General features: G+C 73.4%; 14 protein-coding genes and 5 tRNA genes. 11 read left to right on the top strand and 8 right to left on the bottom strand.

Going from position 1 to position 12180, the window contains the following annotated elements:
- Positions 1 to 40: 40 nt before the first annotated feature.
- Positions 41 to 1261: a uroporphyrinogen-III C-methyltransferase gene (gene cobA, locus NMK44_RS13460; protein WP_254742217.1), complete on the top strand. Its 1221-nt coding sequence runs from the start codon at positions 41 to 43 to the stop codon at positions 1259 to 1261.
- An 86-nt stretch (positions 1262 to 1347) separates the two neighbouring features.
- The gene (locus tag NMK44_RS13455) at positions 1348 to 2166 is read left to right on the top strand and encodes a TrmH family RNA methyltransferase (RefSeq protein WP_254742214.1); all 819 of its coding nucleotides are present in this window, start codon (positions 1348 to 1350) and stop codon (positions 2164 to 2166) included.
- A 31-nt stretch (positions 2167 to 2197) separates the two neighbouring features.
- Here NMK44_RS13455 and NMK44_RS13450 read toward each other — a convergent pair whose 3' ends face one another.
- Complete coding sequence (locus NMK44_RS13450; RefSeq protein WP_254742211.1) at positions 2198 to 3532, bottom strand: serine/threonine-protein kinase; 1335 nt, start codon at positions 3530 to 3532, stop codon at positions 2198 to 2200.
- Between the two features lie 273 nt (positions 3533 to 3805).
- Here NMK44_RS13450 and NMK44_RS13445 point away from each other — a divergent pair, with 273 nt between their 5' ends.
- The 4 genes from NMK44_RS13445 (at position 3806) to NMK44_RS13430 (ending at position 6224) form a co-directional block, all read left to right on the top strand.
- Complete coding sequence (locus NMK44_RS13445; protein ID WP_254742208.1) at positions 3806 to 4054, top strand: DUF8836 family protein; 249 nt, start codon at positions 3806 to 3808, stop codon at positions 4052 to 4054.
- A 266-nt stretch (positions 4055 to 4320) separates the two neighbouring features.
- A complete protein-coding gene (locus tag NMK44_RS13440) occupies positions 4321 to 4527 on the top strand; it encodes a hypothetical protein (RefSeq protein ID WP_254742205.1) in 207 nt (68 codons plus the stop codon).
- Positions 4528 to 4930: 403 nt separating this feature from the next.
- On the top strand, positions 4931 to 5857 hold the full coding sequence (locus NMK44_RS13435) for a phosphotransferase (protein ID WP_254742610.1): 927 nt from the start codon (positions 4931 to 4933) through the stop codon (positions 5855 to 5857).
- Positions 5858 to 5924: 67 nt separating this feature from the next.
- On the top strand, positions 5925 to 6224 hold the full coding sequence (locus NMK44_RS13430; protein ID WP_254742202.1) for a TFIIB-type zinc ribbon-containing protein: 300 nt from the start codon (positions 5925 to 5927) through the stop codon (positions 6222 to 6224).
- Between the two features lie 91 nt (positions 6225 to 6315).
- Here NMK44_RS13430 and NMK44_RS13425 read toward each other — a convergent pair.
- The 5 genes from NMK44_RS13425 to NMK44_RS13405 all read right to left on the bottom strand — a co-directional run bounded on the left by NMK44_RS13425 (position 6316) and on the right by NMK44_RS13405 (position 6741).
- Positions 6316 to 6387 (bottom strand) — tRNA-Val (locus tag NMK44_RS13425).
- Positions 6388 to 6398: 11 nt separating this feature from the next.
- A tRNA-Val gene (locus tag NMK44_RS13420) sits at positions 6399 to 6470 on the bottom strand.
- A gap of 24 nt (positions 6471 to 6494) precedes the next feature.
- A tRNA-Val gene (locus NMK44_RS13415) sits at positions 6495 to 6566 on the bottom strand.
- A gap of 1 nt (position 6567) precedes the next feature.
- Positions 6568 to 6638 (bottom strand) — tRNA-Cys (locus NMK44_RS13410).
- 30 nt (positions 6639 to 6668) lie between these two features.
- Positions 6669 to 6741 (bottom strand) — tRNA-Gly (locus NMK44_RS13405).
- Positions 6742 to 6924: 183 nt separating this feature from the next.
- Between NMK44_RS13405 and NMK44_RS13400 the strand changes: the two genes are divergently transcribed.
- The 3 genes from NMK44_RS13400 (at position 6925) to NMK44_RS13390 (ending at position 9785) form a co-directional block, all read left to right on the top strand.
- Positions 6925 to 7995 (top strand): chorismate-binding protein, encoded by a 1071-nt coding sequence (locus tag NMK44_RS13400; RefSeq protein WP_254742199.1) that lies wholly within the window; start codon positions 6925 to 6927, stop codon positions 7993 to 7995.
- The gene (locus NMK44_RS13395) at positions 7992 to 8822 is read left to right on the top strand and encodes an aminotransferase class IV (protein ID WP_254742196.1); all 831 of its coding nucleotides are present in this window, start codon (positions 7992 to 7994) and stop codon (positions 8820 to 8822) included. The genes NMK44_RS13400 and NMK44_RS13395 overlap by 4 nt, the downstream gene beginning before the upstream one ends.
- Positions 8823 to 8939: 117 nt before the next feature.
- Positions 8940 to 9785 carry a GNAT family N-acetyltransferase gene (locus NMK44_RS13390; RefSeq protein ID WP_254742193.1) on the top strand — a complete coding sequence of 282 codons (846 nt, stop codon included), beginning with the start codon at positions 8940 to 8942 and terminating at the stop codon, positions 9783 to 9785.
- Positions 9786 to 9812: 27 nt separating this feature from the next.
- Here NMK44_RS13390 and NMK44_RS13385 read toward each other — a convergent pair whose 3' ends face one another.
- Positions 9813 to 10325, bottom strand: coding sequence for a DsbA family protein (locus NMK44_RS13385; protein ID WP_254742190.1), 513 nt, complete (start codon positions 10323 to 10325; stop codon positions 9813 to 9815).
- Between the two features lie 180 nt (positions 10326 to 10505).
- Between NMK44_RS13385 and NMK44_RS13380 the strand changes: the two genes are divergently transcribed.
- Both NMK44_RS13380 and NMK44_RS13375 read left to right on the top strand, forming a co-directional pair.
- Positions 10506 to 10982: a hypothetical protein gene (locus NMK44_RS13380; protein ID WP_254742187.1), complete on the top strand. Its 477-nt coding sequence runs from the start codon at positions 10506 to 10508 to the stop codon at positions 10980 to 10982.
- Positions 10983 to 11051: 69 nt separating this feature from the next.
- Positions 11052 to 11222 carry a hypothetical protein gene (locus NMK44_RS13375; protein ID WP_254742184.1) on the top strand — a complete coding sequence of 57 codons (171 nt, stop codon included), beginning with the start codon at positions 11052 to 11054 and terminating at the stop codon, positions 11220 to 11222.
- 31 nt (positions 11223 to 11253) lie between these two features.
- On the opposite strand, the gene NMK44_RS13370 is transcribed toward NMK44_RS13375, so the two are convergent.
- Positions 11254 to 11823 (bottom strand): CGNR zinc finger domain-containing protein, encoded by a 570-nt coding sequence (locus NMK44_RS13370; protein WP_254742608.1) that lies wholly within the window; start codon positions 11821 to 11823, stop codon positions 11254 to 11256.
- Positions 11824 to 12180 lie beyond the last annotated feature (357 nt).

Here is a 12180-nt window from a genome sequence, read left to right as displayed (position 1 = left end):
GCCGCAGCGGCAGGCATTCGCACGAGGAGAGCCGCACCGCATGTCCGAGAACTTCGCCTACCCCGTCGGACTGCGCCTTGCCGGGCGGCGCGTCGTCGTGCTCGGAGCGGGCCAGGTCGCCCAGCGCCGGCTGCCCGCGCTGATCGCGGCGGGTGCGGACGTCCTGCTGATCTCCCCGTCGGCCACCGCCTCGGTGGAGGCGATGGCCGAGGCGGGCGAGGTGCGCTGGGAGCGCCGCCGGTACCGCGCGGGCGACTTCGAGGGCGCCTGGTACGCCCTGATCACCACCGATGACCCGGAGGCCAACGCCGCCGCCTCCGCGGAGGCCGAGGAGCGCCGGGTGTGGTGTGTGCGCAGTGATGACGCCGCGGCCGCATCGGCCTGGACCCCGGCCACCGGGCGCAGCGAGGGCGTCACCGTGGCCGTGCTCACCGGACAGGACCCGCGCCGTTCGGCGGCGGTGCGCGACGCGGTGGTCGAGGGGCTGCGCAACGGTACGCTCGCTGCGCCCCGCCACCGGGCCCGCGGTCCGCGGGTGTCCCTGGTGGGTGGCGGCCCCGGCGATCCGGACCTGATCACCGTGCGCGGCCGTCGGCTGCTCGCCGAGGCGGACGTGGTGGTGGCCGACCGGCTGGGCCCCCGCGATCTGCTCGATGAACTCCCGCCGCACGTCGAGGTGATCGACGCCGCGAAGATCCCGTACGGCCGTTTCATGGCCCAGGAGGCGATCAACAACGCGCTGATCGAGCACGCCAAGGCGGGCAAGTCGGTCGTCCGGCTCAAGGGCGGCGATCCGTTCGTCTTCGGCCGTGGGATGGAGGAGGCGCAGGCCCTGGCCGAGGCCGGGATCCCGTGCACCGTGGTGCCCGGGGTGACCAGCGCGATCAGTGTGCCGGGCGTGGCCGGGATCCCGGTCACCCACCGCGGGGTGGCCCATGAGTTCACGGTGGTCAGCGGACATGTGGCACCCGAGGACCCCAGCTCGCTGGTGGACTGGTCCGCGCTCGCCCGGCTGCGCGGCACGCTGGTGCTGCTGATGGCCGTCGAGAAGATAGGGGCCATCGCCACCGCGCTCATCGGACACGGCCGGGCCGCGGACACCCCGGTCGCGGTGGTCCAGGAGGGCACCACCGCCGCCCAGCGGCGGGTGGACGCCACACTCGCCACGGTGGCGGAGACGGTGGCCGCCGAAGGTGTGCGGCCGCCCGCGATCGTGGTGATCGGTGACGTCGTCACCGTCGCCTCCCCCGACCACACCTGACCCGGCCGCCCGCGGCGTAACCGCGGGTAACGTAAATCGCGTCTGCCGCATTGGCACCGCAACCAGGACAAGGCAGTATCACTCAAGTGGCTGATCTCATCACCGTCGATGATCCCGACGACCCGCGGCTGAGCGACTACACGGGTCTGACCGATGTGGAGCTACGGCGTAAGCGGGAGCCCGCCGAGGGCCTGTTCATCGCCGAGGGCGAGAAGGTGATCCGGCGCGCCCGGCAGGCCGGTTACGAGATGCGCTCGATGCTGCTGTCGTCGAAGTGGGTCGATGTCATGCGCGATGTCATCGAGGACGTCCCGGCACCGGTCTACGCGGTCAGCCCCGAGCTGGCCGAGCGGGTGACGGGCTATCACGTCCACCGCGGCGCGCTCGCCTCCATGCAGCGCACCCCGCTGCCCGAGGCGGGGGAACTGCTCGCCGGAGCCCGGCGCGTCGCCATCATGGAGTCCGTCAACGACCACACCAACATAGGGGCGATCTTCCGCAGCGCGGCGGCCCTCGGCATGGACGCCGTCCTGCTCTCCCCGGACTGTGCCGATCCGCTCTACCGGCGCTCGGTCAAGGTCTCGATGGGTGCCGTCTTCTCCGTCCCCTACGCCCGGCTCGAGACCTGGCCGCGCGGACTGGAGACGGTCCGTGACGCGGGGTTCACCATCCTCGCCCTGACCCCCGACGAGAAGGCCACCAGCATCGACGACGCGGCGCCGCACCGGCTGGACCGCGTCGCCCTGATGCTGGGCGCCGAGGGCGACGGCCTCTCCGCGCAGGCGCTGATGGCCGCGGACGAATGGGTCCGCATCCCGATGGCCCACGGCGTGGACTCGCTCAACGTGGGCGCGGCCGCGGCGGTGGCCTTCTACGCGGTGACCGCGAGCCGCCCCCAGCACTGAACCGACCGGCGGACCGGGCGCTCTGTCCGCCCTAACGCCATCCGTCGATCTGCACGGCCGTCGACGGGGCGCCGGGCCCCGACGGCGGGGTGCCGAGTCCGTTCGACGGGCCCTCACAGCCCTGCGCCGCGGCGATCCCCAGCGCCACCAGCAGCGTCACCACCACGAACACCGTCAGCCGCTGCCGCAGCAGCCGGGGGTTCGGACCGCCGGGCCGCCGTCCGTTCGGCGTCGTGCGCACCGTGCGGGCGGGCGGACCGGGGCGGCGGCGCGGCCCGCCCTGGCGCGCCGGGGTGTTCCGCCCCGGCGCACGGCCCGCACCCGTACCGGACCCCTGCCGGGACGACCCACCGCGCGGGGCGGACCCCCGGGACGGATGCGACGCGCCCCGGGGCGGCGGAGTGCCTCCGGGCCGCCGCTCGGTGTGCTGCTCCGCGTACTGATCGGCGCGCCGCCCGGTGGGCCGGGACTCTGACGTGCCGTACGGCGCCCCGCCGTACGGCTGCCCCGGACCCTGCCCAGGGCTCTGTCCATGGCCATGACCGTGGGCCTCGCGCGCCGCGATCTCCTTGAGCCGCAGCGACAGCTGAAGAGTGCTGGGCCGGTCCTCCGGATCCTTCGCCAGACAGGCGTGGAGCAGGGGCGCCAGCGCGTCCGGCACCCCGATCAGCTGGGGCTCCTCGTGCACCACCCGGTACAGCATCACCTCCGAACTCCCGTGCCCGAAGGGGGAGTCCGCCGTCGACGCGTAGGCGAGCGTGGCGCCCAGCGCGAAGACGTCGGTCGCCGGGGTCACCGTCGCGCCCCGCACCTGCTCGGGCGCGAGGAAACCGGGCGAGCCGACCGCCGTGCCGACATGGGTCAGCGTGCTGGCCCCGGTCGCCCAGGCGATACCGAAGTCGATGATCCGCGGGCCCTTGGGGGAGAGCAGGATGTTCGACGGCTTGAGGTCGCGGTGGACCACCCCGGCCTCATGAACCGCCAACAGCCCCTCGGCCAGGGCCGACCCGATCGAGGCGACCTGCGCCGCGGGCAGCGGGCCCTCCTCGTTCACCTTGTCGTGCAGGGAGGGGCCCGGGACGTACTGGGTGGCGAACCACGGGCGGTCGGCCTCGAGGTCGGCGGCCACCAGCCGCGCCGTACAGCCGCCGCGGATCCGGCGGGCGGCCGACACCTCGCGGGCGAACCGGGAACGGAACTCACGGTCCTCGGCCAGGTCCGGCCGGATCACCTTGAGCGCCACACGCTGTCCGCGCCGGTCGGAGCCGAGGTAGACCACCCCCATGCCGCCCGCGCCGAGCCGCCGGTGAAGGCGGAAGGAACCGACGACACGCGGGTCCTCGCGCCGGAGCCGCATCATCGCCATGTCCGTCCCCTGCCTCCGGTGGGGCGGGCCCCGTCCGGGCCCCGGTGTGAGCCCTGGAGGGGAGCCCCATCCGCTGCCGTCCACTGCTGTCCGTCTGACGTGCACAGCTTACGGATTGACGGCCCCGCGCGCTGAGAGGCCGCGCATGCGTCGGCCGACGGATTGTCAGTCCCCCCTGGGATCCTGGAGATGTGGGCCGGAAACGTGGCAATCCGTGCCCGTGCTCAGGCATGCGTGATCTCAAGGGGCCGTCCCAGAAGGGGGATTGAGAGCGTGAAGGGTGACCGTGTGGAGATAGTGGTGGATGCCGGGGACACGACCCGGACGTACGAAGTCACGGCGAGCAGGGCGGGCCGCCGAGTGGAGACGGCGGTCCGGCGCGGGGTGGTGGAAGTGAGCGAAGTCACCCGTAATGGGTCCGTCGTCCGCACTGCGCGATTCATGGCCACCCGGGTGCTCGCGCTGGTGGAGCAGCCGGTGCCGCGCAGCGGTGTGGACGAGGGCGAGGGCGAGGCGGCGTAGCGGGGGAGGAGCGGGCCGGGTGAGGGGGCCGTTCCGGTGTCCCCTCGCCCGGCCCTTCCGGGATGGCCCCGGCTCCGGGGGCGGCATCTCCACCCAGGGGAGTACGCACGGTGGTCCGGGGTCATCCTCCGGGAGGCCCGTCAAGCGGTACGAAGGCATGACGCCGAGCGCGGGGGGCGCGCCTAATGTTGTCGTCAAGCGGCGGGCGCAGCACTCGTCCCCCGAGGTCAGACGCTCGCCGCCCCAGATGTGAAGGAGGAGGGACGATGACGGACACGGCTGGAGGTTCGGTCATCCGAGCGCGGCGGCGCCGGATCGCCGGAGCGTTCGCCGGCTCCGAGTCGGGCTCCCGTCATCCCCTGGTCGCGGTGGCCATGGTGCTGCCGCTGGCCGTCCTGCTGAGCATCGCCTTCGGCGGCTGGGAAGCCGTCGTCACACAAGCGTCGTCCGTGGCGGGAATGCTGGGGCGCTGAGCGCCCCGGGTCCAGGAGAGCGGCCTGGGCCGGGGACTTCCTGCCATCAGCCCCGTGGGGACGGGGGTGCGGCGGACGGCACGAATGCCCGGACAGCTGGGGAGCTGTCCGGGCATCGCGCCGTCCAGGGCCGTCTGTCGGTTCACGCGGGCGGCCGCGACCCCGTGCCGGGGCCGCCGGGGACGTGATGGGCAACCACCCTCCAGGAGAGCTGAGAGGCCATGGATCGGGTGTATCGCCCGGGCCCGGCCGTCGTTCCGCGAGTCGATCCGCCCGTGACACCCAGCCCCCGTCCGGCCGCTGTCGCGGCGACCATCCGGGGCCCCGGCGCCGCCGTGGTTGCTGCTGGTTAGGATCCCGACGACATCGTCCTTGAGGGGGAGCCGTGGGCACGACGCGGGCATTGCTGGCCGATGCCGTCCGGGGAATCCGGCCAGGGGCCCGCGACGAGGTCGTCGTCCTCACCGACCGCCCCGACGGGACCGTCGTCCGCTGCGGCCCGGTCGTCGCCAAGGCCCATGCCCCGGACGCCGATCCGGCCGCGCTGGCCGCTCGGCTGGAGGTCGCCGCGCACCCTCGCTGTGCCGGGACCCTGCTCGCCCCGCTCGCGGAGGCCGGGGCGCTGCCCGACGGACGGCGGATCACCCTGTGGCCCTACGGGGAGCCGGTCGCGCCGGATGAGCCCGGCGCGGCGCCCTGGGCGGAGGCGGGGACGCTGCTCGCCCGGCTGCACACCGTGCCGCCCGCCGCGCTCCCGGGGCCGGTGCCGCCGATGCGCGGCCCCGCCAAGGCGGCCCGCGCCCTCGACCGGCTCCGGGCGGCGGCCACCACCGCCCCGGGGCTCCCTCCCCGGCTGGCCGCCGCCGCGCATGCGGTGGAGCGGGCCTGGGCGGGGTTGCCCGGGTGGGCGCGGTCGGCACCCGGCGAGGGACCGGCCGGATCCGGTCCCGGCGGGCTCTGCCACGGAGACTTCCACCTCGGCCAACTCGTCCGGCTCCAGGACCGCTGGCTGCTGATCGACGTCGATGACCTCGGTCTGGGCGACCCGGGCTGGGATCTGGCGCGCCCCGCGGCCTGGTACGCGGCCGGGCTGCTCGCGCCCGCCGACTGGGCAGGGTTCCTCGGGGCGTATCGCGCCGCGGGCGGTACGGCGGCGGGGCCGGACGATCCGTGGCCGCGCCTCGACGTACCGGCGCGCGCGCTCACCGTGCAGACCGCCGCGCTCGCCCTGGCCAAGGCTGCCGCCGCGGAGCGGGCGTTGGACGAGGCGGAGGAGGCCATGGTCGACGCCTGTGTCCGCGTCGCCCGGCTCAGCGAGGCCGTAGGGTGAACTCACCACGGCCGGACGGATGTTCCGGCGGTGGGTTTTGTCCGTAGTTGAGGGAGATGAGCGGACCATGCAGTGTCCCAAGTGTCATGCGCCGATGCATACGTACAACCGCAACGGCGTGCAGATAGAGCAGTGCAGCGGCTGCCGGGGGATCTTTCTGGACTACGGGGAGCTGGAGTCCCTGACCCGGCTGGAGTCGCAGTGGACCCAGCAGGCTCCGCCCGCGCCCCCGGCTCCGCCCGCTCCCGGCGCTCCGCAGGCGTACCCGGCCGGGCCCGCGTGGGGCGCGCCGCAGCACGGCCACCACGGTCATCACGGCCACCACAAGCACCACCGCGGCTTCGGCCACATGCTCTTCTCCTCGTGACCACGGCACCAGGGCACGACCGCATGAAGGCATGACAGCCTGAAACGGCGGAGGGCCGGAGCTGATCGCTCCGGCCCTCCGCCGATCGGTGTGGACGATACTGGGATTGAACCAGTGACCTCTTCCGTGTCAGGGAAGCGCTCTCCCGCTGAGCTAATCGTCCTCGGGACTGCGTGCGCGATACTGGGATTGAACCAGTGACCTCTTCCGTGTCAGGGAAGCGCTCTCCCGCTGAGCTAATCGCGCGAGAAGGGCCCGTCAGGGCCCCAGTGGACGATACTGGGATTGAACCAGTGACCTCTTCCGTGTCAGGGAAGCGCTCTCCCGCTGAGCTAATCGTCCGAGGTGGAGACGGGATTTGAACCCGTGTAGACGGCTTTGCAGGCCGTTGCCTCGCCTCTCGGCCACTCCACCAAGCGCGGGGGCTTTGAAACCCCCACTCCGAGCGGACGACGAGATTCGAACTCGCGACCCTCACCTTGGCAAGGTGATGCTCTACCAACTGAGCCACGTCCGCAGGTGTCGTTTGCCCGGGGCGCTTCCGCGTCCCGGCGACGTGTTGAACTCTAGCGGATTCCCCGGCCAGCTCAAATTCCGTTTCCGCAGCGTGCTGCGGTGCTCGCGCGGCGGGGTCCGGTCCCCACCGCCGCTCCCGTCCCCTGCGAAGCCCCTGTGACCAGGTCGCCATAGACTCACAACCGTGCACAACCTGCCCCCTCTCGCCCGCTTCGGCGGCCTGCTCGCCACTGATCTCCGTGATGTGACCAGTGACCCCGCCGCCCTGGACTCCCGGGGTTTCTGGGCCGTTGTCGCGGACTTCGAGGGCGGTACGGTCTGTGCCCGCTTCGGCGATGTACGGTCCGCGCCCGTGCCCGCCCCGGTGCCCGGCGCCTGGCGGGGGCCCGCGCCGGAGGACTGGGACTCGTCGCTGGACCGGGCCGCCTACACCGAGGGCGTACGGCGCATACGGCGCCATATCGCTGCCGGTGAGGTCTACCAGGTCAATCTCTGCCGGGTGCTGTCCGCGCCGCTGCCCGATCCGGACGCCGCCGATGTGGACGCGCTCACCGCCCTGCTGGCCCGGGGCAACCCGGCCCCGTACGCGGGTACGGTCCGGCTGCCCGCCCACGGGGTGGAGGTGGCCACCGCCTCGCCCGAGCTGTTCCTGCGCCGCACCGGCCGCACCGTGGAGTCCGGGCCGATCAAGGGCACCGGCCGCAGCGCCGCGGATCTGCTGGAGAAGGACCACGCCGAGAACGTGATGATCGTGGACCTGGTCCGCAACGACCTGGGGAGAGTCTGCGAGACCGGTTCGGTGACCGTCCCCGCGCTCTGCGCGATCGAGCCGCACCCCGGACTGGTCCACCTCGTCTCCACGGTCGCGGGTGAGCTGGCCGCCGGGGCGGGCTGGCCGGAACTGCTCGCCGCGTCGTTCCCGCCCGGCTCGGTCAGCGGTGCGCCCAAGTCCAGCGCGCTGCGCGTCATAGAGCGGCTGGAGACCGCGCCCCGCGGTCCGTACTGCGGTGCGGTCGGCTGGGTGGACGCCGACCGGGGCACCGCCGAGCTGGCCGTCGGGATCCGGACGTTCTGGATCGACCGGGCGCCGCCCGGTCCGGCCGGTGGCGGCGCCGTGCTGCGCTTCGGGACCGGGGCCGGGATCACCTGGGGCTCCGACCCGGAGGACGAATGGGAGGAAACCGAACTCAAGGCGTCGCGGCTGCTCGCGGTAGCGTCGGAAGTACAGCAGCCGACGGGAAGGGCGACACGATGACGACGCTCACGATCTGGCTCGACGGATCCCTGCACGAGGCCGACACCGCCCGGGTGTCGGTGTTCGATCACGGGCTGACGGTCGGCGACGGTGTCTTCGAGACGATCAAGGCTGTCGAGGGACGCCCCTTCGCGCTCACCCGCCATCTGCGGCGGCTGGCCCGCTCCGCACACGGTCTGGGGCTGCCCGAGCCGGACCAGGACGAGGTACGGCATGCCTGCGAGGCGGTCCTCAAGGCCAATCCCATGGCGCTCGGACGGCTGCGGATCACCTACACCGGCGGGTTCTCCCCGCTGGGCTCGGACCGGGGCACCGAGGGCCCCACGCTGGTGGTCGCCATCGTTGAGACCCACCGGCGGCCGGACACCACGGCCGTGGTCACCGTGGACTGGGCGCGCAACGAGCGCGGGGCGCTCACGGGCCTGAAGACCACCTCCTACGGCGAGAACGTGGTCGCCCTCGCCCGCGCCCGGGAACACGGCGCCAGCGAGGCGCTGTTCGGCAACACGGTCGGCGCCCTGTGCGAGGGCACCGGCTCCAATGTCTTCGTGGCCCTCGACGGTGAGCTGTACACCCCGCCGCTCACCTCCGGCTGCCTCGCGGGCATCACCCGCGCCCTGGTCCTGGACTGGGTGGGCGCGCGGGAGGCCGATCTGCCGCTGGAGGTGGTGCAGCGGGCCGAGGAGGTCTTCCTGACCTCCACCACGCGTGATGTGCAGGCCGTGCACCGGGTGGACGAGCGCGCCGTGCCCGGTGCCCCCGGCCCCGTCACCGCCAAGGCCATGCGGATCTTCACCGAGCGGGCGGCGGCGGACATCGACCCGTGACGGCCGCCCGGCCGCGCACCGGACCGCGGGGCGCAGGACCCGGCCGGATGGGCCGGGTCCCCGAAGATCCGTCGAAAAGCTGATGACGGGCGCGCGGCGGGCCGGTACAACTCCAGGGTGACCACCACCCTGCGGCCCACCGAGCCGGAGCAGCGCACCGAGGGCGGCGGACGCGCCCGCTCATACGAGGTGTGCGTCAACAGCCGCCCCGTCGGCACCATCCGCCTCACCACGGACGCCCGGCTCGGCCCGGCGGCCGGACGGCTCGAACACCTCCGGGTCGACGAGGCGGGCCGGCACCGGGGCCGCGGTACCGTCGCCGCCCTCGCTGCCGAGGAGGTGCTCCGCGGCTGGGGCTGCACCCAGGTCGTGGCGAGCGTGCCCGCGTCGGCCACCACCGCGCTGGGCCTGGCCACCGCCCTGGGCTACCGCGAGCGCGGCCGCAACATGGTCAAGCCGCTCACCGGGGCGCCCGCGCTCCCGGACGGCAGCGTGATCCGGTCGCTGACCGAGGCCGAGTACCCGGCCTGGTGCGCCCATGAGCGGGCCGACTACGTCAAGGACCTGGTCCAGCGCGGACTGAGCGCACCCCAGGCCGAGGCCAAGGCCGACCGCGACTACGCGACACTGCTGCCCCACGGCCGGGACACCGCGGGCGCCTGGCTGCGCGTCCTCGTCCACGACGGCGCCGACGTGGGCACCCTCTGGGTCGCGCTGCGCGCGGGGGAGGCCGACGCCGCCGTGATGGGGGAGGCGTATGTCTTCTCCGTCGAGGTGGCCGAGGAGCACCGCGGCCGGGGCCACGGCCGCACCCTGATGCTCGCCGCCGAGGGCGACGCCCTGGCGGGCGGGGCGCACAGCCTGGGACTGCATGTCTTCGGGGGCAACACCCCCGCGCTGCGCCTGTACGAGTCGCTGGGCTACGAGCCGGTCGAGTACCAGCTGTTCAAACCGCTGCTGTAGGGCGGCCGGCGGGGCCGCCCCGCGCCGTCAGGCAGGTTCGGCCAGCAGCCGCGCGACGATCTCCTCGATCCGCTCCCGCAGCCCCTCCTGGCTCTTGCCGCCGTCGAGCCGCTCACCGCCGATCACATAGGTGGGGGTGCCGGTCACCCCGATCGCCTTGCCCTCGGCCTGGTCCGCGTCCACGATCAGGATGTGCCGCCCGTCGATCAGCGCGGTGTCCATCTCCTCGGCGTCCAGGCCCAGTTCACGGGCGATCTCGACGAGCAGCAGCTCACCCCGCTCGGCCAGTTCCCCGGTACGCGCCAGCACCGCCTCGGCGTACGGCCAGCCCTGCCCCTGGGCGAGGGCCTCCTCGGCCGCCTGGGCCGCGGCGTGGGCATGACGGTGGCGCTCCAGCGGGAAGTGCCGCAGCCGGATCTCCAGGGCGTCCCCGAAGCGGTCGCGCAGCGCGCTGAGGTCCGCCAGCGCCGTACGGCAGTCGGGGCACTGCAATTCGCACCACACATCGAGTACGGGACGTGCGGGATCGGTGTCGCTCATGGGGCCAGTCTTCCAGCCCGCCGCGGTCGCGCGGCACCCGGAGGGCGCTCGGCCCCGGGGAGGAGGCGTTCCCCGGAGATGTCCCTGATCCCGCGCCCCGGTCGTGGCCCCTTCCGCCCCCGGGGGTGCAGGATGGAGGGACCGGACATCCGTCCCGGTATCCACCGGCAGGAGGACCCGATGCTGACCGACACCGTCTGCGCAGCGCTCTCCGCGGCCGGACTGGGCATCGCCGGTGTGACCGCTTACCGCAAGCGGTTCCTGGCCGCGGCCCGGATCGCCGCCTACGCGCTGGTGCCGCTGGGCCTGGCGATGACCGGGATCCTGGACTGGCTCACCGACCTGGTCTTCAAGCCGACCGTCTGGGCGGGCTTCGCCGTGCTGGGGCTCTCCTGGGCGCTGTTCATGGTGACCCGGGCCGTCGAGCGCCGCCGGGGCGGCACCCGCGAGGAGCGCCGTGCCGCCGCCGCGGCCGGGCAGGGTGGTGCACTGGCCCCCGCGGCCTCCGACCCCGCCCTCGGCGCGTCCGGTGCCAAGGCGCCCCGGACGGGCCGTTCCGGCAAGGCGTCCGGGGCGTCGAAGAGCAAGGCCGGAACCAGCTCGGACACAGAAGACTTCTCAGACATCGAAGCGATTCTCAAAAAGCACGGAATCTGACGAACTACCGGTCAAAATCGGCACGATGGTCGCAACCGGGGTTTGCGCTGCGCCATGATCTGCCGCGAGATGCTGCAAACACCCGGGGAGCAGTCCCCCATCGAAGGCCCCCCTGTGCCCCCGAGCGAGGAGACCCGCGGCTGTCTCTTCGCCCTCTCCCAGCCGCCGCTGATGTTCTTCCTGGCGGTCATAGGCACCCTGCTCGTCATCACCGCCGTGCACGACCTCTACCGCTGGTGACACCGCTCGTGACGGGGGACCCGGTACCGGCTCAGCCGGCGGCCTCCCGGCGCCGCGCCCGGTAGGCGGCGACATGCAGCCGGTTCCCGCAGGTGCGGCTGTCGCAGTAGCGGCGGGAGCGGTTGCGGGACAGATCCACGAAGGCGTGGCGGCAGTCCGGGGCCTCACAGCGCCGCAGCCGCTCGCGCTCGCCCGCCACCACCAGGAACGCCAGCGCCATACCGCCGTCGGCCGCGAGGTGGTCGGCGACCGACGCGCCCGGCGCGAAGTAGTGCACATGCCAGTCGTAGCCGTCGTGGTCGGTGAGCCGTGGTGTGGTCCCGGCCGCGGCGATCATCGCGTTGAGCAGTTCGGCCGCGCGCGGGGTGCCACCGGCGTCCTCGGCCGCGCCGAAGACCTCGGCGAACCGGGAGCGCACGGTCCGTACCGCGGCCAGATCACGGTCACCGAGCGTGCCGATGTCGCTGATCGCATGGCGCTCGACGAATCCCCGCAGGGCGTCGACATCGGTGAGTCCGTCCGTGTCCGTGCCCTCGGGCGCAGTGTTCACCAGATCGACGACCACGTCGAGCGCGCACCGGGTGTCGTGATTGATCAGCACCATTGGCTCCCTGACCGGCCGGGTCGGAGGCTGCTTCTGGACCGCCCCTCGGTCCGACCGACTCTAGCGCCCCATCAGCCAAGGTTTGCCCCGCTCGCCGCCCTGGCACGGCCATCCGCGGCGTTGCCGCACCGGCCGAGTAGGCCCACTACGAGGCCGATCCGGCGCCTTGCAGCTGACCGCACCAGGACACCTCGCTACGGGGCAAACCTTGGCTGACGCGGCGCTAGCGGCGCGCGGAGCGCGGTGTGACACCGCGTGCCCCCGTGGGGTCACACACGGTGGTGGGGGGGCGCCCGGGGGGGGGCCGGGGGGGGGCCACGCGCCCGGGGGGGGGGGGGGGGGGTGTGGGAGGTG

This window comes from Streptomyces cucumeris, from assembly GCF_024295805.1.
GTDB lineage: Bacteria > Actinomycetota > Actinomycetes > Streptomycetales > Streptomycetaceae > Streptomyces > Streptomyces cucumeris.
The sequence above is the reverse complement of the archived record's forward strand: the minus strand, read 5'-3'. Positions and strand labels throughout refer to the sequence as shown.

Bases quoted from the DNA above. Each gene is read 5' to 3' on its own strand.
- NMK44_RS13385 (WP_254742190.1), bottom strand. From the start codon at position 10,325: ATGAGCGACACCGATCCCGCACGTCCCGTACTCGATGTGTGGTGCGAA.
- NMK44_RS13395 (WP_254742196.1), top strand. From the start codon at position 7,992: ATGACGACGCTCACGATCTGGCTCGACGGATCCCTGCACGAGGCCGAC.
- NMK44_RS13380 (WP_254742187.1), top strand. From the start codon at position 10,506: ATGCTGACCGACACCGTCTGCGCAGCGCTCTCCGCGGCCGGACTGGGC.
- NMK44_RS13440 (WP_254742205.1), top strand. From the start codon at position 4,321: ATGACGGACACGGCTGGAGGTTCGGTCATCCGAGCGCGGCGGCGCCGG.
- cobA (WP_254742217.1), top strand. From the start codon at position 41: ATGTCCGAGAACTTCGCCTACCCCGTCGGACTGCGCCTTGCCGGGCGG.
- NMK44_RS13430 (WP_254742202.1), top strand. From the start codon at position 5,925: ATGCAGTGTCCCAAGTGTCATGCGCCGATGCATACGTACAACCGCAAC.
- NMK44_RS13450 (WP_254742211.1), bottom strand. From the start codon at position 3,532: ATGGCGATGATGCGGCTCCGGCGCGAGGACCCGCGTGTCGTCGGTTCC.
- NMK44_RS13375 (WP_254742184.1), top strand. From the start codon at position 11,052: ATGCTGCAAACACCCGGGGAGCAGTCCCCCATCGAAGGCCCCCCTGTG.